This is a genomic window from Microbulbifer variabilis (genome assembly GCF_023716485.1).
Lineage (GTDB): Bacteria > Pseudomonadota > Gammaproteobacteria > Pseudomonadales > Cellvibrionaceae > Microbulbifer > Microbulbifer variabilis_B.
Window position 1 is genome coordinate 877,848 of sequence record NZ_CP092418.1, and the last position, 25,498, is coordinate 903,345.

The window sequence follows — 25,498 nt, forward strand, 5'->3', positions numbered from 1 at the left end:
GTTTTCTACCTGCGGCGAGGGGGCATAATTCCCTTTTTGTTTTTGCGGGGAGGACTTCATGGAATACCGCCAGCTCGGTACCAGCAATCTCAATGTGAGCCAGATCTGCCTGGGCACCATGACTTTTGGCGAGCAAAATAGCGCCGATGATGCCGCCGAACAGCTGAATTATGCCCTCGAGCAAGGGGTGAATTTTATTGATTGCGCCGAAATGTACCCGGTGCCACCTCGGCCAGAGACCCAGGGGCGGACGGAAGAGTTTATCGGCAGGTGGCTCTCGGCCCGCGGTGGGCGCGACAAGGTGATTATCGCCACCAAGGTAGCCGGGCGTGGGGAGGCAAACTCCGGCGTTGGGCATCTGCGCTCGGGCCCGCGGCTGAACCGTGCGCAGATACTGGAGGCCTGTGACCAATCCCTCAAACGGCTAGCTACCGATTATATCGACCTATACCAGGTGCATTGGCCTGAGCGCCTGACCAATTTTTTTGGCCGTCTCGGCTATCAGCACGGAGGGGATGATGGCATCGCTATTGCCGAGACTCTCGATGCCTTGGAGGAGCTGGTCAAGGTGGGTAAGGTGCGCCACATTGGCATTTCCAATGAGACCCCTTGGGGTATGCATGAGTATCTAAGGGAGTCGGTGATTTTAGGCAAGCCGCGCATCGTCTCGATCCAAAATCCCTACAACCTTTTGAACCGTACTTTTGAGATTGGTTGTGCCGAGATGTCCCTGCGCGAGCGATGTGGATTATTGGCTTACTCGCCACTGGCCTTTGGGGTCCTCTCCGGGAAGTATCTGGGAGGGGAAAAGCCCGTCGGCGCACGCTTGACACTATATGATCGCTTCCAGCGCTATACGGGGGGGCGCACTGGTGCAGCTACCGAGGCCTATGTGAAATTGGCGCATCAATTTGATCTAAACCCCGCACAGATGGCCCTGGCCTTCGTCAATCAGCAACCGTTTGTGACCTCTAATATTATCGGCGCCACAACCATGGAGCAGTTGCGCCAAAATATTGCCAGCCTTGATTTGAAGCTCGATGAGGAAGTGCTGGCCGCAATTGAGGCAATCCATAGCGAAAACCCTAACCCTGCACCTTAGAGCGCGGGTGGAGATATCTATAATTGGGAGAGAAAATTGCGTAACCGGTAAGGGAAAATTTTAGGGAGCTTTTATGGAGACCACCGGGCATCACACTCTCAATGATTTGTTCGCCCAGCTGGGGCTGGCTTCAGAAGATGCGGAAATACATGAGTTTCTGATCACTCATTACCTGCATCGGCATGAGAAATTGTCCGCAGCATCTTTCTGGACCGAGGGGCAGCGACAATTTCTCGAGAGTGCCATAGAAGAAGATTCTGACTGGTGCGTCGCAGTCGATGAGCTGGACTCACTGCTGCGTCATTAATCCGCCGTGTCACTGGCCAGTTGTCCACCCCTGCGCCGTATCCCATAGGTTATACTACGCCGAATTCAACCGATTAAGCCGGGGGAACTCCCCCGGCCGCGTAGCGATACCCGATGGAAAAACCTCGTTTTCGAGCGGCCCTGCTGCACCCCCGATATTGGCCGACCTGGTTGTTGTTCGGTCTTTGGTTCCTGGTGGCTCAACTGCCCTATCGCTGGCAGCTGGCAATGGGACGCAGTTTTGGCCGAGCAATGCTCAGAATGGCCAAGAGCCGCCGCACCATAGCCGAGCGCAACCTGGCCCTGTGTTTTCCCGAGCTCGGTGATACCGAGCGGGCAAACTTACTTATCCGCAATTTTGAATCCAGTGGCATCGCGTTAATGGAAACCGGTATGGCCTGGTTTCGCTCAGCGCGCTGGTTGCGAAAGCGATGTACTTTCGAGGGCCTTGAGCAGTTACAGCAAATCCAGTCTCAGGGGCAGGGTGTGTTGTTGATGGCCATGCACTTCACCACTCTGGAGATGGGGGCGGCCCTGATGGGTATGAGTATTACCCTGGATGGCATGTACCGGCCCCATAAAAATCCGGTTTATGACTATATGCAACGCAAAGGACGCGAGCGCCATACAGGCGGTGGCAGCGTTTATCAGCGTAAGGATGTGCGTGGAGTATTGCGCGCCCTGCAACATGGTCGGGCGGTCTGGTATGCTCCGGATCAGGACTATGGGATTAAGCAGGGTGTTTTTGCGCCTTTGTTTGGTGTACCTGCAGCGACCGTCACAGGGACTTCGCGATTTGCCCGTGTGGGGCGCGCTAGGGTTGTGCCTTACGTGCTTACCCGCCTGGATGACAATTCCGGTTATCGCCTCAAGGTGTACGATCCCATCGATGAAATTCCTTCCGGTGATGAACTACAGGACGCGATTCTGGTCAACCGCTTCATCGAAGCGCGTATCCGCGAGGCGCCCGAGCAGTATATGTGGGTTCACCGCCGCTTTAAGACCCGTCCAGAGGGCGCAACCAATGTCTATGAAGGTGTGCGCAAGAAGAAAAAGAAGCGCAGGAAGGTAGCGAGCTAGTGGCACTGGCATAGATTCTGCGCCCTAAGTAACATACCAGTTCGACTTTGGCGGTGCTATTCCAGGCCGAGCGCAATAAATAAGGAGAGAGGATGTTTACCGGCAGTATGGTGGCCCTGGTCACCCCAATGTTTGCAGACGGAAGCTTGGACTGGGACAGTTTACGTAACCTAGTTGACTGGCATATTGAACAGGGTACACGTGCACTGGTGGCCGTGGGTACCACAGGAGAGTCCGCAACCCTCGACGTTAATGAGCATGTTGAGATTATCCGTCGGGTTGTGGATCAGGTCGCGGGGCGTATTCCGGTAATTGCCGGTACTGGCGCCAACTCTACCGCAGAGGCGATCGATCTAACTGAAGGTGCCGCCCGCTGTGGTGCCGATGCCTGTCTGTTGGTGACGCCCTATTACAACAAGCCGAGCCAAGAAGGTTTATATCAACATCACCGCGCTATCGCCAAGGCTGTGCCGATTCCTCAGATTCTATACAACGTGCCTGGTCGCACTGCCGTCGATATGTTGCCAGAGACAGTTCAGCGCCTGGCATCAATTGGTAATATCGTTGGGATTAAAGAGGCCACCGGTGACCTGGAGCGCGCTAAAGTTTTATTGGATACCTTGCCAGAGGGCTTTGCACTCTACTCCGGTGATGATAGTACTGCCATGGAACTGATGTTGATGGGCGGCCAAGGTAATATCAGTGTCACTGCCAATGTGGCCCCAGCGGCAGTGGCTCAGATGTGTGAGGCCGCACTGGCTGGAGACGCCGTGACTGCACGGGCAATAGACCAGCGTATTCAAATATTGCACAAAGTTTTGTTTTTGGAGTCCAACCCGATACCGGTGAAGTGGGCTTTGCGGGAGATGGGCCGTATTGATGGTGGCATCCGCCTGCCGCTGACCAGTCTGTCGCCCGAGCATCATGCTACAGTGCGCGAGGCTCTGCGCAGTGCCGGCGTACTATAAACCTGCGAATCGTGAATTAACCAGGAAAGCTTTAATGAACAAATTGACCGTTGGAGTCGCGCTTTGTATTTCTAGTCTCAGCCTGGCGGGTTGTGGTGTGTTCGGCAACGATGGCTATTTTCGCGATCGCAGTAACGATTACCAGCAGGCGGACAGCCTGGCGCCGCTGCAGATTCCAGAGGGTATCAACGCCAAACACCAGGAAGAACTCTACGAGATTCCACAGATCGCCGGAAATGGCTTAGAGGATGGGGACTTTGAAGTGCCGCGTCCACAGGCACTATCGGTCAATGCGGGGCTGGAGCGGGTAAAAATTCAGAAGCTGGGCAACAGCCGCTGGGTATTGATTTCCCAACCCCCCGAAGAGGTTTGGCCCCAGCTGCACTATTTCCTGCGCACTTCCGGGCTGACCGTGGAGATGTCTGACGCCAGTGCCGGTATTATGGAAACCGCCTGGATGACATTTAACGAGAGCCCCGATACCAAGGATAAATATCGCCTGCAGATAGAGACTGGTGTTCAGCCGGACACCACTGAGGTCCACGTGCGCCACTTATCTGTTGCGGTGGATGCTCCTGTGGGGGGAACGGTCAACTGGCCGCAACTCTCAAGTAGCCCGGAGCGCGAGGGGTGGATGATCGATGAGATGTCAACTGCCCTGGCCACAGATGCCTCCGGTGCTTCGGCCTCTCTGGTGGCCCAGGCTATAGGTGGTAGCTCTGTAAAGGTGCAACTGCGTGAACCCGTAGGTCACGAACCCTATATTTCCATGGGGCTCGAGATGGAACGTGCTTGGGCTACCGTTGCCCACGCTGTGAATGCCGGCGCTTATCGCTTGCATCGCGAGGATTCCGATATCGGTCTTTTCTACGTTACCTACGATGAAGAGCGCGAGTTGGCGGAGAGTGAAGAGGATGATGGTGGTTGGTTCTCCTGGGGTAAGAAGTCCAAGCAGGACGATGAACTGGCCGAAAATGCCGACCAGATAACCCTGCAGCAGATCCTTGCCGGTATCGATACCTCTGAGGGTAGTGAGCCTGCGCTGTTCAAGGAAATCAAAGGCTTGGGTGTCGGCTCAATTCCTGAGGGCGGCTTCCCCGGCTACTTAATTGTGATTCGGGGTGGTGACGATGAGATCGAAGTGCGTATCCGCGATACCCGCGGTCAGCCTCTCTCGCGCAACAAGGCCTCCCAGCTACTGCTCTCTATTCAGCAGAACCTGATTTAATAATGGGTCTGCGCTTCGCCTCACTGGGAAGCGGCAGTAAAGGAAACGGTACATTGGTCGCCGGTGGCGACCAATGTCTGTTAGTGGACTGCGGCTTTACCATCAAGGAAACCGAGCGACGTATGTCTCGGCTCGGTATGTCTCCGGCTGACCTCGCTGCGATACTGGTAACCCACGAGCACAGCGACCATCTCTCCGGTGTCGCTCCGCTTGCGCGCAAGTATGGCTTGCCGATTTACCTGACTCCTGGGACTCTTCGCGCTCGTGATATCGGCAAGTTACCACAAGTGCACTTGATTGAAGGGCATCAGCCTTTCCTTATTGGGGATATTCAGGTGACACCTGTCGCCGTGCCGCACGATGCCAGAGAAGCTGCACAGTATGTATTCCGCAGCCGAGGGAGTAGTTTGGGCTTATTGACCGACCTGGGCACAGTAACGCCCCATGTGGAATCCCATTTTGCAGGTTGCGATGCACTGGTTCTGGAAGCCAACCACGATCCACAGATGCTGGCCCAGGGGCCCTACCCCCCCTCTCTGAAACGGCGTGTAGGTGGTGCCTATGGGCACCTGAGTAACCAGCAGGCTGCGGGATTTTTACAGCGTGTGGGTTATGAACAGCTGCAGCATCTGGTGGTCGCCCATATTAGCGAAAAAAACAATACTCTCGAACTTGCTCGTTCGGCTCTGGCAGAAATGGTGGAGAGTGTCGAGAACTGCATTTTTGCCTGTCAGCAGGAAGGGTTTGACTGGCTCACCGTTGAAGCCCGAGAGTAATCGGCACTCGGGTGTCACCTAAATTTCCTCTCAGAAAATAGTGATAACTCACAGGCCCAAGGGCGCTGCGGTCAGTGCTAGCGGTTGTTTAAAGGATAGAGACTGGATGGAAACCTTACTTATTTACTTGTTAGTGGGGGCTGCGGCAGGGACTATTGCCGGCCTCTTTGGGGTGGGCGGTGGTTTAATTATCGTGCCGGCCCTAGTGCTGGTTTTTACTGCCATGGGTATCTCCCCGGATATCCTTACTCATATGGCGGTGGGGACATCTCTCGCAACCATCATCATTACTTCTATCAGCTCAGTGCGCGCACATAATAAAAAAGGTGCGGTGGACTGGCGCTTGTTCGGAATGATGACTCCGGGGATTCTTATTGGCTCCTGGCTTGGCGGAATGACAGCAGATTGGTTGTCTGGGGCCTGGTTACAGCTGTTAATCGGTGTCTTTGCCATCGTTATTGCCATTCGCATGTGGCTGAGTGGCTTGCGGCACAGTGGGGCGGAAGAGGGCGCCGGTATTTTACCGGCAGCCCCCATATTAGCTGGCGCAGGTGCAGTGATTGGTTGGGTTTCGGCAATCTTTGGCATTGGTGGTGGTTCGCTCACAGTGCCATTTCTGTCCCGTTGCAAGGTGCGGATGCAGAGAGCCGTTGCTACATCCGCAGCTTGCGGTTTGCCCATCGCCATTGCGGGAGCTCTCAGCTTTGCGGTGCAGGGTTGGGGCAACACTCTACTGCCAGGCTGGAGCAGTGGATTTATCTACTGGCCTGCCTTTTTGGGGATTGTTGCGACCAGTACGATCTTCGCTCGCTTCGGCGCTAATCTGGCCCACCGCCTACCGGCAAAGTGGTTGAAACATGGATTTGCAGTGTTGCTCTGCGTTATCGGTGGACGTTTCATTTGGCTGAATAGCGGCTTACTGGCTCTGTGAAGTAAGGTTGCTCAGGTCATATTGATCTGAGCTTTTTGGCAAAGCGCAGTTAGGGGGTGAGTGCTTTGTACCTTCTCTGTTGCCCACAACCCATCCTAGTCCCACAGGGGTGGCTAAACTGAAGCAACATGGAAATGTTGCTTATTTATTTGTTACTCGGTGCTGTTGCAGGTACCGCGGCAGGCCTCTTGGGGATTGGTGGGGGGCTGATTATTGTTCCTGCTCTGGTACTGATCTTTTCCGCGACGGGTATTTCTCCCGAAGTGTTGACCCATATGGCTGTGGGTACCTCTCTAGCAACCATTGTTATTACTTCAATAAGCTCGGTATGGGCTCACAATGCTAAGGGCGCCGTCGACTGGCATCTATTTTGGGTTATGACCCCTGGGATACTTGTGGGATCTTGGTTGGGCGGCGTGACTGCGGACCTATTACCTGGAGCCTGGCTACAACTCCTGATCGGTGTCTTCGCCATAATTATGGCTGTGCGTATGGGCGTGAGTGGCTTACGCGCAGCCTCCCAGAAGGAGAGTGATGACCGCTTACCTGGTTCACTCCCGCTGATTTGTTCGGGGGGGGTAATTGGTTGGCTTGCGGCCATTTTTGGTATTGGCGGGGGGGCGTTGATTGTCCCCTATCTGTCGCACTTTGCTGTCAAAATGCAGCGGGCAGTGGGTACCTCAGCGGCTTTTGGTTTGCCTATTGCCATCTCTGGTTCGCTGAGCTTTGTTGTTCAGGGGTGGGGTAATAAGTTATTGCCGGACTGGAGCAGTGGTTACATCTATTGGCCGGCTTTTTTAGGGATTGTTCTTACCAGCGTGCTCTTTGCCAAGCTTGGAGCTAACCTGGCGCATAAGATATCTGCCAAGCGATTGAAACTTTGCTTTGCCTTATTGCTCTGCATTATCGGCATTCGATTTATTTGGCAGAACTTCAATTTATTAGTTGGGCTGAGCTAAAGCTACTGACTGCGTATTGATTGCCTGGCTCGGCGCCAATTAGGTTCGCCGTGCTTTATATTTATCCCTGCGAGGCGGGAGGCCAAAAATAAAAAGGCCGCTGTAAAACAGCGGCCTTTTAATGCTATGGTGGTTCTTCTTATCGGATACCACACATGCCTTTTTTCAGCAGCGGTGAGATAACTATCATCAATGCACCGACACCCAGGCCCCACCACATCAGATACTCATACAGGTTGGTATAAGTCGCCAGAGTGGAGGCGAGATCAGTTGCTCCATCCTGGGGAACAGCTGCCATCTTACCGATACGGGTTGCAACGGTTTCTGACAGGGCTGTTGCCAGGAACCAAGTGCCCATACTCACACTGACCACTTTGCCAATGGACAGCTTGGTCACGGCGGACAGACCAACAGGGGAGAGGCACAGCTCACCAGAGGTGTGCAACAGGTAGGCGAGCACCAGCCAGATCATTGCTACTTTACCGGCCTCTGTGGGGTATGCAGCACCTAGCACCAAGGCGCCGAAGCCCAAGCCAGCTTGGATAATGCCCAAACCGAATTTCACCGGTGTACTTGGCTCCCATCCGCGCTTGCCCAGCCAAACCCACAGGGTGGCGAAGGGAATGGCCAGCAGCATGATAAAGCCTGCGTTGAGTGAGCCAAACATGGAGGCGCGTACTTCACCGTCGCCGATGGAGCGGTCCAGTACACGGTCTGCATACAGGGTCATAGAACCTGCGGACTGTTCGAACAATGCCCAGAAGACGATAGTAGAGGTAATAAGGACCATCAGTACAACGGTGCGTGAGAACTCCTCACTATAGTGGCGGACAAAGCCGTAACCAATAAAGGCTACCAGAGCCAGCAACATGCCGCCCAACCACAGGTCGTCGCCATTGAAGGCCCAAATCAGGCCAAGGCCGGCAGACAGAGCGGCCATACCAATGGCGACAACATCTTTACTCTTATTGTCTTTGTACAGCATGGAGAACAGGATCAGGCCGACGATTGCGACGATCAAGAGGCTGTTCTGAGCCAGGTGCACCATGGGCTCACTCTGTACCAGGTACCAAACCAAACCAAGAGACAGGATGGCGCCGAGGTAAACAGCCCACTCTTTATTGATCGGACCAAGCGCCTTTTCTTTCAGTACTTCCGGACGGCTCGGTTCTGCCAGGCCGTCAAGGTACTTTTGGCCCCAAACAAAGGTGATCAGGCCGAAGACCATACCGATACCGGCAAGACCAAATCCATAGCCCCAACCGTAAGTTTCTCCCAGCCAACCGCACAGCAGGGTAGCAATAAAGGAGCCTACGTTGATGCCCATATAAAAGATGGTAAAGCCGGCATCGCGGCGGGAATCATTTTTCGGATAGAGTTGGCCGACAATGGTGGAAATATTGGGCTTTAAGAAGCCGACTCCCACGGTGATCAGTGCCAGGGCCATAAAGAAGACTTTGAGGGCCACCACATCCTGAATAATTACGTTTTCAGTCAGGGTGGTCCCTGCCGCAATCACGCTGCCATCATTCAAAGTAATGGCTTCTGAAAGAACTGTACCTGCCGCATAGGAGATAGCCTGATGGCCTTCCACAGCCATTAACAAGTGGCCTAGACACAGCAGTACACCGCCAAATAGTACGGCCTTGCGCATACCCAGGTAGCGGTCAGCCAGTAGGCCACCGATCAGGGGCAGGGCGTATACCAAGCCAGCATAGGCGCCGAGTACGTCGTAACCCGCGCTATCGGTAAAAAGGTGATACTTGGTGAGGTAGAGTAGGAGCAAGTACTTCATCCCATAGAAGGAGAATCGCTCCCACAGCTCTGTAGCAAAACAGATATAGAGCCCTTTCGGGTGGCCGAGCAATTCGCCCGAGCTCGGAGAGGCCGCCGTTGTGACGTCCGCGACATTAGAAGACATAGAAGTTCCTCTGTCTGAAATAGTTATTGGGGAACCTCCGCTAGCCACTCTCCCGGATAAGGGGCGGGATTCATTGGGCTGCTTCCAGAGCTTCCAGTACAGCCGACAGAGTTTACCAGCTGTCTAAATTACAGGCGAACCGTTGTGGAACAATTTAGAGAAATGGTAATCAGGTGCTTCCATTGCAGCGTGATAAGTGGTAAATCCTGCGTAACATGGAATTTTAAGGGGAAAATAACAATGAAAACCCTATTGCTGCTAAGTCTGCTCCTGTTCTTGAGTGCATGTGCGAGGCTACCGTCTGGTCATATTCAGCCAATTGACTTGGAAGATGCCTTGAGCGGTGAGGCTTTGCTGGGCAGAACGGTCTCCATGGAGGAGTTGCCGCAAGAAGATCTTCTGGGGTTAGACCCAGAGATACGCGCTTATTTGAAAGAGTTAGCTCCAAATGCCAGCCCGCAAAGTCGTTTGGCAGCCCTGATACGGGCCTTTGAGCTGCGCGACTTCACTGTGGAGTATGATGAAAGCGCTACCTTAACAGCCATGGAAACCTATCGGCTGGCACGGGGTAACTGCTTAGCCTTCACTCTGATGATGGTGGCGATGGCCAGGGAATTAGGGGCTGAGGCTTCCTTCAATCAGGTAGAAGTGCCTCCCGTCTGGAGCCACGATGAGGCTGAGACCTTCGTCGTTTACAGACATGTGAATATGGTATCGGAAAGCTCCCGCGGTCGTCGTGTAGTCGACTTCAACCTTGCCGTTTATGACCCTGCTTACGATCAGCACATCCTGGATGACACGACGGTTTTTGCTCTCTTCTACAGTAATCGCGGAGTTGAGTTGATGCGTGAAGGGGAGAGAGAGCAAGCCTTTTTATATCTGCGCAAGGCTCTGGAGCTGCGTCCACAAAGGAGTGATTTATGGGCCAACTTGGGAGCCTTGTACAGCCACTTCGGTTTTCTAACCGAGGCGCAGCAAAGTTACCAGCAAGCCTTACATTTAAAAAGCAGCAACCTCGTTGCAATCAGCAATCTGGAGCGTCTCTACCGATACAACGGCCAGCAAGCACTTGCCGATGAATACGCCAAGCGTGCCCGCTACCACCGGGGACGTAATCCCTATTATCTCTTCTACCAGGCACGGGAGGCCTATGAGCAGGGGGACTTCAAGCGGGCCGAACGCCGCTTGCGCAGAGCTGTATCGCATTATGAGGGTGATCATCGCTTCCACTTTCTGCTCGGGTTGGCCAGATATCAGCTTGGGGAAATGGCGGCATCAAGGGAGAGCTTTGAAGAGGCCTTCTCGTTGGTGACTAGTCCCTCAACAGTCAACGCCTATCAGCGAAAATTGCATCTGATAATGCAGAGTGAGTGAGGGTTTTTGTTACTTGTAATTAAGTGTTAAGTACAAGGGCGTACTAAAATTCAATGCTAAATTGCTAAATAAAGAAAGGGGCCAGATTGGCCCCTTTCTTATTTATTGACTTGCGAGATTCGCTAATTAGAACTGGTAAGTAACACCAGCCCAGGCATAGCGGCCCTGATAGTCGTAAGTGGCGTTCCAGTTGCTACCAGAAGTAGTGGCTGGCTCACGGTCAGTTACGTTATCAATACCGGCAGTCAAACGCATAGCCTCGTTCACATCCCAGCCGGCCTTCAGGTTCAGGTAGGTGTGAGAAGGCATGTCCAGATAAGGGCTGTGACCGTCGCCAATATACTGAACGTCAGCACCGAAGTCCCAGTTATCGGCATACCAGGTTGCACTGGCAAGGCCACGCCACTTGGTGTATGCATCACCAGTTGTACCAATGTAATCTACGTTATCTGTAGTTTGTTTGGTTTGGGAGTCGTATACATCGTACTCAAGCAAGTGTGTTGCTTGAGCACGCAAAGCCAGCTTGCCAGTATCGTAGTGGAAGTTCTGGACGATATCGATATCTATACCACTGGTATTGATTTCGCCAATATTCTGCAGAGAGCCTTCCAGGTGGACAATTTGACCGGTGCTATCACGTCGTACCAGATCTTCGCTACATGCAGCGGCTATACCTGAGCGATAGCAGTCATCAAGCAGCTGTTGGAGATCTGTAGAGGTGATTGCATCTTTGATCTCTACATTGAAGTAGTCCAAAGTAATGGACAAATCTTCAGTAAAGGCCGGAGTCCAGACAACACCTGCGGTAAAGCTGGTAGATTCTTCCGGCTGTAGGTCCTGATTTCCGCCGATATTGGTAGCGATCTGGTTACCTGCCTGTAGGAAGCTGGAACTGAGATCGCCGCAGTGGTCTCCTTGTCCCTTAGTGTTGCTTTTACTGGTGTCACAGGGGTCAATTAGAGTTTCGTAGCTTTGTGCGGTGCCGCTATAAAGTTCATAAATGCCCGGTGCACGGAAGGCCGTGGACAAGCTGGAACGGAAGCGCAGATTTTCAGTTGGTGCATAAACTGCGCCTAACTTGTAGGTTGCTTGACCACCAAAAGTATCGTAGTCAGAGTAACGCACAGCTGCATCAACAGATAATTCGTCTGCGTACTTAGCACCAGATAAGATCGGCAGGTTGAACTCAGCAAATACCTCGGTAACTGCAAAGTCGCCAGAAGTAGCATCCTGCTGATTGCTGTAGGTCGCGCCACTTTGGGTTTCAGCACTTGGATTGAACTCACCAGATTCTTTACGGTATTCAATGCCACTAGCAAAACCTAAAGCACCACCTTGAAATTGAATTGCTTCAATATCACCAGTTAAGCTGGCGCCAAAATTGAGCATTTCATATTCATTATCTTCACGGTCGGTGTAGCTGATGTAATCGATGACTTCATCACTCATTCCACCGAGGAGCTGAATATTTTCTTCAGCAATACCGCTCGTGCCATCAAGGATCTGCTGCATCAGCGTTTTATTGATGGAGTTACCAACAGTATTCTCCCCTTCGTTCTTGCCGTAGCTCACGAAAGTATCCCAGCCCCAGCCATTAGCTAGGTCGCCGCGAAGGCCGCCAAGAATACGATAGGTTTCTGTCTGCTGTTCAGAGTCTCGGGTGCCACCTGCAACCGGACGCAAGCGAACATCGGTTAGTCCTGCTTGCCAAGAGTCACCATGAGATGCCTCCGGTTCACTAGGCTCCAGATCTTTCGGGCTGCCCTGAGACTTCCACTCAGCAAGCGCGGCGTTATAGGCGGCCAATTCAATTTGATAGGCGTCCTCAGCTTCCTGCCAAGCATCAGCAAGTTGGGCCTGAACTTCGGCAGGTAAGTTATCAGAAGTTATTTTTAGCCCATTGCTATTGTACATGGGCTGGGCTGCCAGCTGCTGATTGGTAGTCTTGCTGGTATAGGAACCCTCACCATAAAATTCAATTGCATCTGTAATGGAGAAGGTACCGCTGCCAGTAAAACTGGTGCGCTCCATGGCTCCGGATAGCCACATGTACTGGCCGATATCATAGTAGGAGAAGGCCCCTAATGTCTTCCCATCACTATCTACACCAAATTTACCATAGTCGGTATAGATGTTGCCGGTTGGTGACATGGAGCTTTCTAATCCAGCCCAGTCACGGTCTTTAAATGTGATTTCATCGCGTTTGCTATGGGTAATGTTACCGATAAATTGCCCGCGATCGAATTCTTTACCGAAGGTAATAGACAGCTCACCATTCTCACCGCCGCCGGCTTCAGTGGCACCTGCACGGGCGTTAATGCGAACACCGTCGAAAGAATCTTTTAGAACAACGTTGATTACACCGGCAACCGCATCAGAGCCGTATACAGCGGAGGCTCCGTCGGTAAGAACTTCGATGCGGTCGATCATATCAACCGGGATATTGTTCATATCTACGGCAGAAGCGACACCAGAGCTAGAAGATACGAAACGGCGACCATTAACCAGCACTAGGGTACGGGCAGAACCCAGGTTACGCAGGTCCACAAATGACAGACCAGCACCACCGTTGTTGTCGTTGGCATTGATACCTGTTGTTCCCATGGATGGCAGCTGGTTGAGCAGCTCATCAATGGTGCCTACACCAGAGCGCTGGATAGCTTCAGAGTCAACCAGGGTAATGGGGCCGGTAGTGGATAGTGGGTCACGAGCAATGCGGGAACCAGTAACAACTACTTCCTCAACCTCTGGTCCGGGAATAGATTCCTGGGCGAAAACGCCAGAGCTGGCGATGGTGCCCAGTGCTGCAATGGCAACGCTCAGTTTGGTCTTGATCATAGTGGAACCTTTTTATACTTAAGGTGCTTTTATGGCTATAAGTTTTAATTAAGATAACCTGTCAAATATGACTTTAAATGAAAATCCTGCAATATGGAACTATTGTGACAGCTTACTAGTCCGATTTAGCATGAATTGACAGCATCAGCCACTGATCATTTTGGCTGAATTTTGATCTTGTTAGGCTCGATATATCGCTTTGTGGTTGTTTTTTGTAAGTTCGTTGCTCTCCCTGGCTTATCGCTAATAAATTAATTTTTTTAAGATTAATCTTGACCAGCCAGATGTAAGTCATGTTTGTGTAAGTACATTACATTGTTAATTGAGGTTGGCAGGTGGCTAGCTAAGTTCTGTTTTGTTCAGTTAGTGGGTTTAGGGAGGGGGCTTTCATCTAGATGAGTGGTGATGCAGCAGTTTACTAGTTGAGTGGCTAACTGGTACATGTGGAAAAAAAAAGCCCCGCAAAAGCGGGGCTTTTCATCTAAGCCTTGGGGGCTTAGTACTAACTGTACACAGTTATCAGGAAATTAGAATTCCTGAGAGAGGCGCAGATAGTAGGAACGGCCGAACAAGCGGTAGACGGAGGGGTCAGTGCTTGCGTTGAAGCCTGCATCAATATACGGAGGTTCTTCGTTGGTCAGGTTAGTGATACCGAAAGAAACGCGTGTATTAGTTTGGGAGAAGTTATACGAAGCCGCTAAGTCGTGATACAGCTGGTAGTCAATTTTCTGGGTGTAATCAGAGTATGAAGCATCCGCTTTAATACCGCTGATGTATTCACCTAGATAAGAGACTGAAAGGTCATTCCAGTACCAGTTTACGGCATAGTTAGCTTTGTCTTCTGCGTAGGTCTCTGAATCGGAGTTCATTGTACCAACGTAGTCTTCGGTATCTGCTCCAGCAAAGGCCACACGGCTGTTTTCCAGCTGGCGAACCCACAGTAAAGAGGTTTCGAAGCGGCCAAAGTCTGTATCGAAGCCGTAGCGAATCTCAGTATCTACACCCTTTGCAGTCAGAGAGGCCACATTGAGGTAGGTATCTTCAAGGTATGCAATGCTGTAATCATTATTGCGGACAATCAATGAGCAAGCATCGGAGTTTCCGTTCTGATAGCAATCATCCAGAATGAACTGAGCGCCAAGATTATCGATCATGTCGTCGAGTTCGGTCTGCCAGTAATCCAGGGTAAGAGACATATCACCGTAGGGGAGTTCAGGCGTCCATACAAAACCAACGGTAAATGTATCACCAGTTTCTGGATCGAGGTTCTCGTTGCCACCTACACGCGCCAGTACTTGAGTGTCAGTCTGAGGTGCGGTTTGGGCACAGCCGGGAGACTTACCAACATTGGCAGAGTTACAAGGGTCATCATATGAGGGGAAGGAGTCGGTTACGCCGCGGTAGAGTTCTATGATACTTGGAGCACGGAATACTTCACCCTGAGTGGCTCGGAATTTTAGACCATCGATAATCTGAGCTTCCAGGCCAACTTGATAAACAGTGTTAGCGCCGAAGGTGCTGTAGTCATCCCAGCGAACCCCTAAGGTCATGTCGAGAGACTGAGTACCATTGTCGTACAGAGGGGCAAAGAATTCTGCAAACAAGGAGTTAACATTGTAACCACCTTCAGTTCCGGCCCCAGTATTACCTGTTACTTCATCAGCTACTTTCGCTGAATCTGGCTGGTAGGCGTAATGTTCGCGACGATACTCATAACCAAATGCGGAGCCCAAGGTACCTGCTGGCAGTTCGAACAAATCGCCAGTAATTGAGGCCATGAATTGATCTTGCTCGGTAGTGGTCTTGTCGACGACTACAGTGCCCACATACGCTAGCATCTCGTCAGTGAGTGAGCCAGCACCACCAAACAAATCGATTGGTACACAGCCCTCAATCAGAGTTTGTGGGTTGTTAATATCTGTATAGCATTCTGGAGTCCCATCTCCGTCAAGGTCGGCGGAAGGACCCATTGCTTTAGATAGATTAGGCCCATAAAACTGACCAAAATCCTGATCTGATCGTTGGCGGTATCCCTTGTTGTAGCTAACTTCCCAGTCCCACTCTTGGATAGAGCCGGTCAGGCCAGCGATGGCTTGGAATTGAGAAATTTCCTGCTCGAAACGACGGTCGGATTCAACTACCCGGCGGCGAGCATCGATAATGGGCATGTCAAAAGGATTGTAAAAGTTATCCTCAGAGATTCCGATATAGGATGAGGCTTCAACCTCACGGCCGGCACTTTGGTCGTCAGTGTAAACCCAGTTTGGATCGTCATCGGTACCAACATTCACTTCGCGAAGTGGGTTTCCGGTGAGAGGGTCAACTAGAGTATAGAAGCCATTGTAGCCTGGATCGCCGCCTGAAGCGTAAGGTTGAGGAGCAAGCTGCTGTGCTGAAGTGCGTAGATTTGCGCGGAACTCAGAGTAGAACTTGACGTTATCTGTAAGATCGAAGTTAGCTTCAGTAAAGATATTCACTCGCTCATAAGGAGTCTGAATATAGTTTACCGGGGCATAATTATAGCTACGGCCGTCAAACTCAACGACGCCATTGCCCGCATTCATAAATACGTCGGCATGATCAAAGGTAGGATTACCTTGGGAGGCTACAAACTTGCTGTTTGCAACAAGATCGCCATCATCGTTAGTTATGTAATTAATATTTCCTGCGTGATCCACTAATCGAGCTGTATTAGCGGTACCATCCCCATTGAGGTCAAAGAATCTCTGAGTCAAATTGCCTCGCTGCAGGCGACCTTCAGGGATACGGGAGGAGCCAAGGGGGAAGCCACTGGTTGCCCCATTTGCCTCAAACTCGTCACCATCCAGAATGTAGTATGAATTCTGGAAGTAATCCCAGGGTACATCTGACTGGTAAATTTCTTTCTGCTTAACGTACTCAGCCCCGAAGACTACGTTGCCGCCATCAAATGACTTGCCGGCAAGGAAGCTAAAGGACTGCTGACCACCAGCATCAGCTTCAAATGAGTCAGAGGACTGAATGTCGAGTTGAACCCCTTCAAAGTCCTTTTTGGTGATAATGTTGACAACACCGGCAACGGCGTCAGCGCCATAGGCTGCAGATGCACCATCTTTGAGGATTTCAACACGCTCGATCATCGCCGCAGGGATGGTTTGGTAGTCACCACCATCAACGGTGCGCTTGCCATTAACCAGGGTTAAAGTGCGAACTACGCCCAGGCCTCTCAGGTCAACGTTTACTGCACCAGAACCGCCATTGTTAGTGGTAGTACCAATTGGGGAGCCAGACATGGCGGGCAAGCGTTGTAGCAGGTCGCCAACGTCAGTAATGCCGGTAGCCTGCATATCTTCTGCAGTAAGTACAGTAACCGGGCTGGAGCTGTCCAGGTCAGCACGCTTAATGCGCGATCCGGTTACGATTACTTCTTCTACCATTTCCGCGTCTTCTTGGGCGAAAGCTGGCATAGTCGGAACCATGATCGCTGCCACGGTGAGGCCCAGCGCCCCTTTTACGGCTGCGGATAGGAGGTTCTTTTTCATTGTCAATCCTCTCTTGATCGTTGGATTTATAGTCTTTTGCCATGAATGGCGATCGTTAGAAACGGGTACCCCCAAGTAGCCGCTTCTCTCCCAACATACTCAAAGACGGTTGGCATCAAGAACCCCTCCATAAAAATCACATTTTTTTTCCAATAATTCGCAATGTCAGTTTTGCCAGGTTGTACGGGCGTTTTCAATTGACTTCAGCGAGAGAGGTAATCCGTATCTATGGGGGGATGTTGAAGCTAGATGGAGGTTAAGTGCAGCTTTTTAGGGGGGTGAGATATGGACAGTTAGGAGGAGAGCGATTTTTTGTATGTAGGCTTGACTTGTTAGCTTATAAACTGAATGAGAAACTGCTATACCAGTACCGTCCAGTCAGGTCGTAAGTGCGGTGGTCAAAGTTATTTTCTGTCGCCGTTACAGCAAGAGGAGGTGGGGTGTTAAGCAGGTTGTTGACTCCTATTGAGAATCGAAATCTGCTAGAGGGGTTGAAGGCGAGTTGTGCATCATGGCTAAACCAGCTGCCTATATCGTTGGTGACGATTCTATCGTTCAGAGCGTAGGTTTCCTTAGTGCGACCGACGAAATGTACGGTGTAGCCAGCTTTCCAGCGGTTGCTGCTCCAATAAATCCCCGCATTGGCTTTAAATTCTGGCAGTGAGCCTGCCCCGCCAGTTGTGATGTCTACAAAAGTGCCTGACAGTTCTTCTTCAGGCAGTCCTGCGGCTCCCTGGTTGAGGTAGTCCAGCATATGGCTTATGTTCATAGCCAGCTTGAACTGCCCATGCTCATCCTCGGGTAGATCGTAGCGAAGCGCAACATCGTAACCACGGATGGTTCTGCGGCCTTTATTGATTCTTGTTGCGAGAATTTTGGTGATTTCACCTTGCTCGTCTCTCAATACTCTATCGCTGAATAGCCCAGCATAGGCATTTTGCTCAACCAGGAACTGAGGGTTACTGCCAATGACATCTTCCTGTTGAATGTTAAAAAATTCGACTGCAGAGCTTAACCCTTCTATATGCTCTGGTGTCCAGGCAAGGCTAGCTGTAAGGGTTTTTGAAGTTTCAGGCGTGAGGTTGGGGTTGCCTCCAAACTCGGTAAGATACTGAATTCGTGCGCTGTCTGATTGCCCTGGGCAGCCAGTTAAAGTGCTTGCGCTCTTACTGGTACAGGGGTCAAAGATAAACTCCTGACTTTGATAGCCCTGTTGATACATATCAGTAAGAGTGGGGGCCCTGAAACCGCTGGCATAGCTGACCCGTAGATTTAAGTCTTCCAAAACCTGCCAGCGTATGGCGAGCTTGGGGTTGTAGGTATTACCAAAGTCGCTATAGCTGGATAAGCGGACGGCCCCATCGAGCCAGAGTTTTTCTTCCTGAATTGGGATTGAGACCTCGGCGAAAGTTTCTTTAATGGTGCGTGAGCCTCGAGTCGCTCCTGGGGAGTGCCCACCAATATAGGAAAGGCCGTTTAGGTCATTCGAGTCGCTGGTCAGAGTTTCATGTCTAATCTCGAATCCTGCTGCCGCTAAAATTTCTCCGGCTCTGGTTTCCCCTAGGGATCCGTCTGAGATAAAGGTGAGAGATTCCATTCTCGTGCGGCTGTTGGTAGTGCTTGTTCCTCGAATAAACTCCAGCTGTTCCTGAGGGATGCTGCCGCTGGGGCCGAGGAGATTGATAGGGGTGCAGTCGTTGCTTGAATTGCAGCTGGTGGGCCCCTTCAAGCCTTGAGAGAGCGCTAGGGGGTTAATAAGGTTGCTGAGTTTTTCAGATTTTTTTGCCCTTTGCAGGGAGGTATTCAGTTCCCAATGCCACTGGTTGTAGACCCCTTTGATTCCTGTATTGAGTCTCCAGGTGGCTGTGCGGTTTTTTTGAATGCGTGGACCTAGTTCCGTAATGCGCTTCCTAACATCTGTAATTGTTTGGTTAAAGGGGTTGTAGATGTTATCTGCTGCTATTGTCAAATCACCGTTATCGAAGCGTGTGAAGACTGGGGAGGGTGCTTTGGTCGACTCTGCAGAGGTATGTAGACCCATTGCCTCGGCAAATACAAGGAGGTTGTCTGAAAGGTCAAAATTAGCAGATAGGTAAGCAGAGTTACTTTTGAGTGGAGTGACGGCAGAGGTGTAGTCGTTATAGTTGTAGCGATCCTCTAGGGACCAGTCCCGATAATTATTGGAGGTTTGGCTGGTCAGAGTGGCACCGTTATCAAGCGCGATAAATCCTTCGGGGGTGGCTGATGAGCGTTTATCTGTGCCACCAAAATTTCGGCTGTCTGCAGACTCAGATAAGTTGCGGTCGCGGCTCATTATTGAGCCTTGGGTGTATTGTGCCAGGTTGAGCATGATATGACCCCGCTCGCCGTGTCTCCCCCAGGTTAAATGGTGGGATTCGGTTTCGCGATCGCCAGCACCTGATTGCCCATAGTAGTTATCTATAGATAGGCCCTCGAAGTCCTTGCGGAGGATAATGTTGATCACTCCAGCAATGGCATCCGATCCATAAACTGCAGAAGCCCCGTCTTTTAGGATTTCGACACGCTCGACTAAAGATAAAGGAATTGTGTTGAGGTCAGTAGCCTCTCCGTTGTAACCATCCCCAATTATGCGGCGGCCGTTGATCAAGACCAGTGTGTTGCTGGCAGGAAGGTAACGGAGAGAGACGGTGGCTGTGCCGTCATCCTGTTGGCTGACTGAGGTACTGGTGGAATTTCCCGAAATGGCTGGGAGAAACTTGAGTACATCGGCAACAGTTTGCGCTCCGGTAAGTTCAAGCTGCTCCCGGGTTAGTCTGTCGATAGGAGCATAGCCGTCTAGCTGATAATGGCGCAAATGGCTGCCGGTAAGGCTTTGGCCGGTAACTGTGATTTCTTCAGGTGCTTTGCTGGGGTGCTGTTCAGATCGAGGCGGTGACTCCTTATTTGGAGTCACCGCGAAGGAGGTCGGGCCTATACGGTGATAGGAAAATGGAAGGCCTTCTAGTAGTTGTTCAATTGTTGCTTCAAATGGGTTTTGCCCTGTACTCAGTGTCTGCTTAGGTAGTTGATATAACGAAGCTGAGGAGGCTGGTACCAGAATAGAGACTTGGCACTGCCTTCCCAAAGAAATGAGGGCCTCTGGCAGAGAGCTCGCTGGAAGCTCGATTCTGGGCTTTGGGCACAGTGCATCGGCCGCACTATTTGCCGACAGCATGAGTGCTAAAAAAGCTGTAACCCAGTGCTTTACCGTCAAGAAATTGCCCATTTTTATTGCGCCCAGCAGTTTGAATTTAACTGAGCGGGTGTATCTATTGTGTTTGTGGGCGGGGAGTTGGTTATTTGCTTAATAAACGACCGCCATTTGAGACGGTTATAACCTAGTTGTGCTTGGGAGACAAGATAGTCAGGTTGTTGTTACTGCGGTCCTGCTGAAGGTCCAGGGCCGTGGTAATGGCTTCGAGTGTGTTATCTGGGTCGGATATGGCAAAAGTACCAGATACTAGGCGCCCCTCGATTTGTGGTGCAGCGACAACAGGGGTGGCTAAGTAGCGGTTTAGCTCTTGCAAGGCCTCTTTGAGGGGAGTTCTTTCAAATACCAGGATACCGCGAGTCCAATCTGTCGCCTCTTCCGGTGAGGTGCGCTGGACTTGGGTGAGGCCTTGGTCAGATACGCTGACCTTTTGGTTCTTGATTAGCGTAACGGAGTCGGGGGTTAGGCCTGGTGTTTTCTCTGTTTCACTGACAGAGACTTTACCTTCGGTGACCGATACTCGGGTATTCTTTGGGTTCAGCTCTACATTAAATTCGGTTCCCAGTACACGGATACTTGCACTGCCTGCGGCAACGGTGAAAGGGCGGGCAGTTTGGCGAGCGACGTCAAAAAAGGCCTCTCCACGAAGGAGTTGCGTTTGTCTTTCCTTGCGGCTAAAGCTGACGCGAAATTCACTATTAGAGTTCAGCTTTACTTCGGACCCATCAGGCAGGCTGATGGTGCGAATCTCACCTAGCTGGGTGATATAAATTTGTTGATCAGTCTTGCTGTTTCCTAGCCATTGCAGGCCAACCCAGACAGCGAGGAATACACCACAGGTGGCGAGTCCGCCACCGATGAACCATTGCGGTAGTCCCCAATGAATAGGTTGTACTCTTTTCTTTTCTTGAGTTTTTCCATTTTGGGTGTGGGGGCTGGGTACACTCTCAGGGAACAGTTGATCGATTGGCATATGGGCGAGGGCACCCAGGTCGCCCCAGAGCTCGACCACCTCATCGAAAGCCTGGCGATGAGCTTCAGAAGCTGACAGCCAGGCTTCGAATTCATGCTTTTCCGCGCTACTCATGGCCTCTGAGCGTAAGCGAGCAACCCAAGCACAGGCCTGGTCCAGGCTCTCATTGCTTGTTTGACTTTGGGGGTTGCTGTTCATATTTGCTCTGGTAGTTAAGGGTTAAATAACGCTTTAAGAGTGGGACTTTGGTCTCAAAATTCAGTGCATCTTACTCAAAACTGCCCGACTTTTGCGATGCCGGTGAAGGTAAAGATCTTCCTACAGAATAATCGCAACGCAACTGCCTCATGTAGCAGCAAATAATTCTGAAAGTGCCTCACTTTTTAGGTTTTGTCAGGATTTAAGCTCCACTCATGCACACTGAGACGGCTGAGAAGGTGCCCCCCTCAACAAAAATTAGTGAGGAGGCTGAATGGAAGCTTCGGGTTTACGGGGAGGAATCCACTTTGCGCCGGCAGGCCTTTAGTGCCTGTAGAATATATTTCTCCACACTGCTCACTGAGATGTTCATTTCATGGGCGATTTCGCTATAAGAGAGTCCGCGAGTTCTATGTAGCAGAAAGGCTTGTCGGCACTTCAGTGGCAGTTTATCCATTGCCTCATAGATGGACTGTAACTGTTGGCGTGCAGCGAGAACCCGTTCTGGGGACTGGTGATCGGTATGGTCGTTACCGTGAGTCTCCCCCTCTAATGAGACTTGCTGGTTGAGGTACTCCACATGCAGCTTGCCTCGACGTAGTTGGTCAACAGCCAGATTGTTTGCGATTTGGTAGAGATAGGCGCGAGGGTTTTCCAACTCCTTTTCATCGCTGAGTTTTTGTAGGCGCAGGTAGGCATGCTGAGCAATATCCTCGGCATCGTCTGGGCTTTTGACAATACGTGCGACAAAGCGCACCAAGGCTTGGCCGTGCTCGGCAAATAGCCTCTCCAGAAGTGTCTTCCTGGCTTTATTCATTGCGTATTGCTTTCCCCGTCCCAGGCTCGCTTTATCGTTGTGAATTGTTTGTTCTTAGTGCGAGCTGGCGCAGTTATATCACAAGGTTGGCTTGGGCTACGAGTGGCGCGAAACGATCTCTTGGGATGATAGCCTGCTATTCGCTATGCCTCGTCGTCTATGCCGGTATAATGGCGCCCGCGCCAAAGGCGCTGAGATATAAGTTGGCAGAGGTGTGCCGAGCACCGGAGACTGGATGAGCTATCAAGTACTGGCACGTAAATGGCGCCCGCGTCTTTTTAAGGAGATGGTGGGACAGGAGCACGTGCTTCAGGCACTTATCAATGCCTTGGATAACGGCCGGCTGCACCACGCCTACCTGTTTGCCGGTACTCGGGGAGTGGGAAAGACCACAATTGCCCGCATTCTGGCCAAATGCCTGAACTGTGAGGAGGGTGTCAGCTCAGAGCCCTGCGGACATTGCAATGCCTGCAATGAGATAGCCGATGGCCGTTTTGTCGATCTGATTGAGGTGGATGCGGCATCCCGCACTAAGGTGGAGGATACCCGGGAGCTGCTGGAAAATGTCCAGTATGCTCCGACCAGGGGTCGCTACAAGGTCTATTTGATCGACGAAGTGCATATGCTCTCGAACAGTTCCTTCAATGCCCTGCTGAAGACCCTGGAGGAGCCGCCGCCCCATGTAAAATTCCTGCTCGCTACCACAGACCCACAGAAGCTGCCAGTAACTGTGTTGTCCCGCTGCTTGCAGTTCAAGCTTAAGAATATGAGCCCCGAGCGGATTGTCGAGCATCTGCGCTTTGTACTGGGGGAGGAACAGGTGCCTTTTGAAGAGGGCGCCCTTTGGCAGCTAGGCCGCGCGGCAGACGGCAGTATGCGCGATGGTATGAGTCTCACCGACCAGGCTATCGCTTTTGGCGGTGGCAAAATCAGCGAAGCCGAAGTGCGTGGCATGCTCGGTAGCATCGATACCGGCTTGGTGTGGAAACTGCTACATGCCTTGGCAGAAGAAGATGCGGCGACGTTGTTTGCTACTGTCGCTGAGCTGGCTCAACAGGCTCCAGACTTTGGCGCCACCCTGGCAGAGCTCTCCGATAACTTACATCGTCTGGCGGTCGCCCAGATTTTGCCCCAGTCGATAGATAACGCCCTGGGCGATGGTGAGCGGCTACGACAGCTTGCCAGTCGTATAGCCCCAGAGAATATACAGCTCTACTATCAAATGACCCTGCACGCTCGCCGTGACCTGCCCCTGGCCCCAGATCCCCGTAGTGGCTTTGAAATGGCGCTGTTGCGCATGCTGGCGTTCCGTCCGCAGGGCGTAGCGACAATTCCAAGGGCAGAACTGCCTGAAACAACTGCTAGTGCACAAACTCAGACGGCTCCTAGAGAACAGGCGCCTATCGAGCAGGAGAATGCCGCCGAAAAAAAGTCTGAAGTTGTGGTGCCTCAGCACTCTGAGAGTGCCGAGGCTGTGCCAACTCCAGGGCCTCATGCCGAAGCGATAGCGGCTGCGCAGAATGAAAGCCCGGTTCAGAACTCGGTGCCGGCAAGAGGGGATATGCTTCCTAAACTTGAAGAACCCGCGCCCCAGCAGCCTCCATACCATGCAGAACAAGCCAGCGAGTTAGTACTGGGTGCCCAGACTGCAATAGTTGAGCGGCCACTAGAGGTACCCAGCGCGCAGCCCTCTGGCTCGCGGGAGGGGGTTCTAGCTGAACTTCGCCAACGCGTAGCGGAAGTCGAGGCCTCCCCCCCTGCGCTAGAAAACCAGGCCCCCACGAGAACGGAAGCGGTTGCTCAGGTTGCTGAAGCGCCGCCGGCACGCTTTGATGCCCTTACATCAGGTAGCTGGCCGGCACTCTATAAGCAGTTGGGCATCAGCGGCATATTGCACTCGATCGCGCAGCATCTGGAGCTAGTGGGGCGCCAGGACAATATACTTTCCTTTACCCTGGACGAATCTTTTAGCAGTCTTTATGACGAGGTGCATCAGCGGCGCCTGGGGGACTTACTGGGAGACTTTTTCCAGCAGCCGGTTATTGCACAGATTCAGGTGGGGCAGGTACAAGGCAGTACGCCGGCACGTTTGGCTGCGGCGACTCGCGATGCGCGCCTAGCAGCAGCGCGGGATGCCCTTACCTCAGACCCCCTGGTTCAGGAACTTCAGTCCGAGCTGGGCGCTGAGTTAGTGTCAGATACTGTTGAATCCCTGGCGAAGGCGAATTGATAGAGTTTTTGGTTACCCGGCGTCTAACCGGGCTCACACATAATAGAGATAGAGGTTATCTATGAAAGGTTTGGGCGATCTGATGCAACAGGCCCAGAAAATGCAGGCCGACATGCAGGAAAAAATGCAGAAGGTACAGCAGGAGTTAAATGAGCTACGGGTGTGCGGTGAATCCGGCGCGGGTATGGTTAAGGTCACCATGAATGGCCGGCACGATGTTATCTCTGTGGAAATCGACCCTTCCCTGCTGTCCGAAGACAAAGAGATGTTGGAAGATCTTTTGGCCGCGGCAGTGAACGATGCTGTGCGCCGAGCTGAGGAGAAGGCCCAGGAGTTACAAAAGCAGCAGGTGGGCAACCTCGCTTCTGGCATGAATCTGCCGGAAGGCTTCAAGTTTCCATTTTAAGGGGCAGAGCCCGGTTGTTTAGCCTTATATGTTTAGTCCCTTAATCGAAGAGTTGATTCGCGCGCTGCGTTGCCTGCCCAGTGTGGGCCCCAAGTCGGCCCAGCGCATGGCGATGTACTTGTTGGAAAAGGATCGCGACGCTGCAGAATTACTGGCGCGCAGCCTGGCGCAGGCTGTGGAGAAGGTCGGACGTTGTCAGCAGTGCCGTACATTGACCGAAGAAGCCGTATGCACTCTGTGCAACAACAGCCGACGCGAACAAACCTCTCTCTGTGTTGTTGAAACTCCCGCCGACGTGCTGGCGATTGAGCAGGCTGGTAACTACCATGGCCGCTATTTTGTGCTGCACGGTCACCTGTCTCCGATTGACGGTATCGGCCCCGCGGATCTTGGTATGGACCTACTGGAGCGCAGGTTGGCCAGTGAGCCATTACAGGAGTTGATTGTCGCCACCAATCCCACAGTAGAGGGGGAGGCGACAGCCCAGTACATCGCCGAGCGCGCCAAAGCGCAGGGAGTGACTGTCAGTCGTATCGCCCATGGCGTTCCCATCGGCGGTGAGCTGGAATATATCGACGGCGGTACCCTGGCGCACGCCTTCAATAGTCGCACCGCCTTCTTCCCCCCAGCAGAGTAAT

At 52.0% G+C, this 25,498-nt stretch carries 18 protein-coding genes; 12 read left to right on the forward strand and 6 right to left on the reverse strand.

Going from position 1 to position 25,498, the window contains the following annotated elements; all coding sequences use genetic code 11:
• The first annotated feature begins 58 nt into the window (after positions 1-58).
• From MJO52_RS04015 to MJO52_RS04050, 8 genes are all read left to right on the forward strand, one after another.
• Entirely contained in the window at positions 59-1,102 is a 1,044-nt protein-coding gene (locus MJO52_RS04015) for an NADP(H)-dependent aldo-keto reductase (protein ID WP_252084664.1), read from the forward strand.
• Positions 1,103-1,175: 73 nt separating this feature from the next.
• Positions 1,176-1,409, forward strand: a complete 234-nt coding sequence (locus MJO52_RS04020) for a DUF2789 family protein (protein ID WP_252084665.1) — start codon at positions 1,176-1,178, stop codon at positions 1,407-1,409.
• A 113-nt stretch (positions 1,410-1,522) separates the two neighbouring features.
• Complete coding sequence (lpxL, locus tag MJO52_RS04025; protein WP_252084666.1) at positions 1,523-2,488, forward strand: LpxL/LpxP family Kdo(2)-lipid IV(A) lauroyl/palmitoleoyl acyltransferase; 966 nt, start codon at positions 1,523-1,525, stop codon at positions 2,486-2,488.
• A gap of 92 nt (positions 2,489-2,580) precedes the next feature.
• Entirely contained in the window at positions 2,581-3,456 is an 876-nt protein-coding gene (dapA, locus tag MJO52_RS04030) for a 4-hydroxy-tetrahydrodipicolinate synthase (RefSeq protein ID WP_252084667.1), read from the forward strand.
• A gap of 34 nt (positions 3,457-3,490) precedes the next feature.
• The gene (gene bamC, locus MJO52_RS04035) at positions 3,491-4,684 is read left to right on the forward strand and encodes an outer membrane protein assembly factor BamC (RefSeq protein WP_252084668.1); all 1,194 of its coding nucleotides are present in this window, start codon (positions 3,491-3,493) and stop codon (positions 4,682-4,684) included.
• Positions 4,685-4,686: 2 nt separating this feature from the next.
• Positions 4,687-5,460, forward strand: a complete 774-nt coding sequence (locus MJO52_RS04040; RefSeq protein ID WP_252084669.1) for an MBL fold metallo-hydrolase — start codon at positions 4,687-4,689, stop codon at positions 5,458-5,460.
• A gap of 106 nt (positions 5,461-5,566) precedes the next feature.
• Complete coding sequence (locus MJO52_RS04045) at positions 5,567-6,391, forward strand: sulfite exporter TauE/SafE family protein (RefSeq protein ID WP_252084670.1); 825 nt, start codon at positions 5,567-5,569, stop codon at positions 6,389-6,391.
• Between the two features lie 134 nt (positions 6,392-6,525).
• Positions 6,526-7,350, forward strand: a complete 825-nt coding sequence (locus MJO52_RS04050) for a sulfite exporter TauE/SafE family protein (RefSeq protein WP_252084671.1) — start codon at positions 6,526-6,528, stop codon at positions 7,348-7,350.
• 139 nt (positions 7,351-7,489) lie between these two features.
• On the opposite strand, the gene MJO52_RS04055 is transcribed toward MJO52_RS04050, so the two are convergent.
• A complete protein-coding gene (locus tag MJO52_RS04055; RefSeq protein WP_252084672.1) occupies positions 7,490-9,271 on the reverse strand; it encodes a peptide MFS transporter in 1,782 nt (593 codons plus the stop codon).
• A gap of 240 nt (positions 9,272-9,511) precedes the next feature.
• Here MJO52_RS04055 and MJO52_RS04060 point away from each other — a divergent pair, with 240 nt between their 5' ends.
• Positions 9,512-10,645, forward strand: a complete 1,134-nt coding sequence (locus MJO52_RS04060; protein ID WP_252084673.1) for a tetratricopeptide repeat protein — start codon at positions 9,512-9,514, stop codon at positions 10,643-10,645.
• Positions 10,646-10,771: 126 nt separating this feature from the next.
• On the opposite strand, the gene MJO52_RS04065 is transcribed toward MJO52_RS04060, so the two are convergent.
• The 5 genes from MJO52_RS04065 to MJO52_RS04085 form a co-directional block, all read right to left on the reverse strand.
• Complete coding sequence (locus MJO52_RS04065) at positions 10,772-13,483, reverse strand: TonB-dependent receptor plug domain-containing protein (protein WP_252084674.1); 2,712 nt, start codon at positions 13,481-13,483, stop codon at positions 10,772-10,774.
• 527 nt (positions 13,484-14,010) lie between these two features.
• Complete coding sequence (locus tag MJO52_RS04070) at positions 14,011-17,004, reverse strand: TonB-dependent receptor plug domain-containing protein (RefSeq protein ID WP_252084675.1); 2,994 nt, start codon at positions 17,002-17,004, stop codon at positions 14,011-14,013.
• Positions 17,005-17,341: 337 nt separating this feature from the next.
• Positions 17,342-20,251 carry a TonB-dependent receptor gene (locus tag MJO52_RS04075; protein ID WP_252084676.1) on the reverse strand — a complete coding sequence of 970 codons (2,910 nt, stop codon included), beginning with the start codon at positions 20,249-20,251 and terminating at the stop codon, positions 17,342-17,344.
• Positions 20,252-20,363: 112 nt separating this feature from the next.
• Positions 20,364-21,407, reverse strand: a complete 1,044-nt coding sequence (locus tag MJO52_RS04080) for a FecR family protein (protein ID WP_252084677.1) — start codon at positions 21,405-21,407, stop codon at positions 20,364-20,366.
• A 289-nt stretch (positions 21,408-21,696) separates the two neighbouring features.
• Entirely contained in the window at positions 21,697-22,224 is a 528-nt protein-coding gene (locus tag MJO52_RS04085) for an RNA polymerase sigma factor (RefSeq protein ID WP_252084678.1), read from the reverse strand.
• 235 nt (positions 22,225-22,459) lie between these two features.
• On the opposite strand from MJO52_RS04085, the gene dnaX reads away from it, so the two are divergent.
• The 3 genes from dnaX to recR all read left to right on the forward strand — a co-directional run bounded on the left by dnaX (position 22,460) and on the right by recR (position 25,497).
• On the forward strand, positions 22,460-24,454 hold the full coding sequence (gene dnaX, locus MJO52_RS04090) for a DNA polymerase III subunit gamma/tau (protein ID WP_252084679.1): 1,995 nt from the start codon (positions 22,460-22,462) through the stop codon (positions 24,452-24,454).
• Between the two features lie 61 nt (positions 24,455-24,515).
• Positions 24,516-24,860: a YbaB/EbfC family nucleoid-associated protein gene (locus MJO52_RS04095; RefSeq protein ID WP_152451685.1), complete on the forward strand. Its 345-nt coding sequence runs from the start codon at positions 24,516-24,518 to the stop codon at positions 24,858-24,860.
• 28 nt (positions 24,861-24,888) lie between these two features.
• Positions 24,889-25,497, forward strand: a complete 609-nt coding sequence (gene recR, locus MJO52_RS04100) for a recombination mediator RecR (RefSeq protein WP_252084680.1) — start codon at positions 24,889-24,891, stop codon at positions 25,495-25,497.
• Position 25,498: the final 1 nt, after the last annotated feature.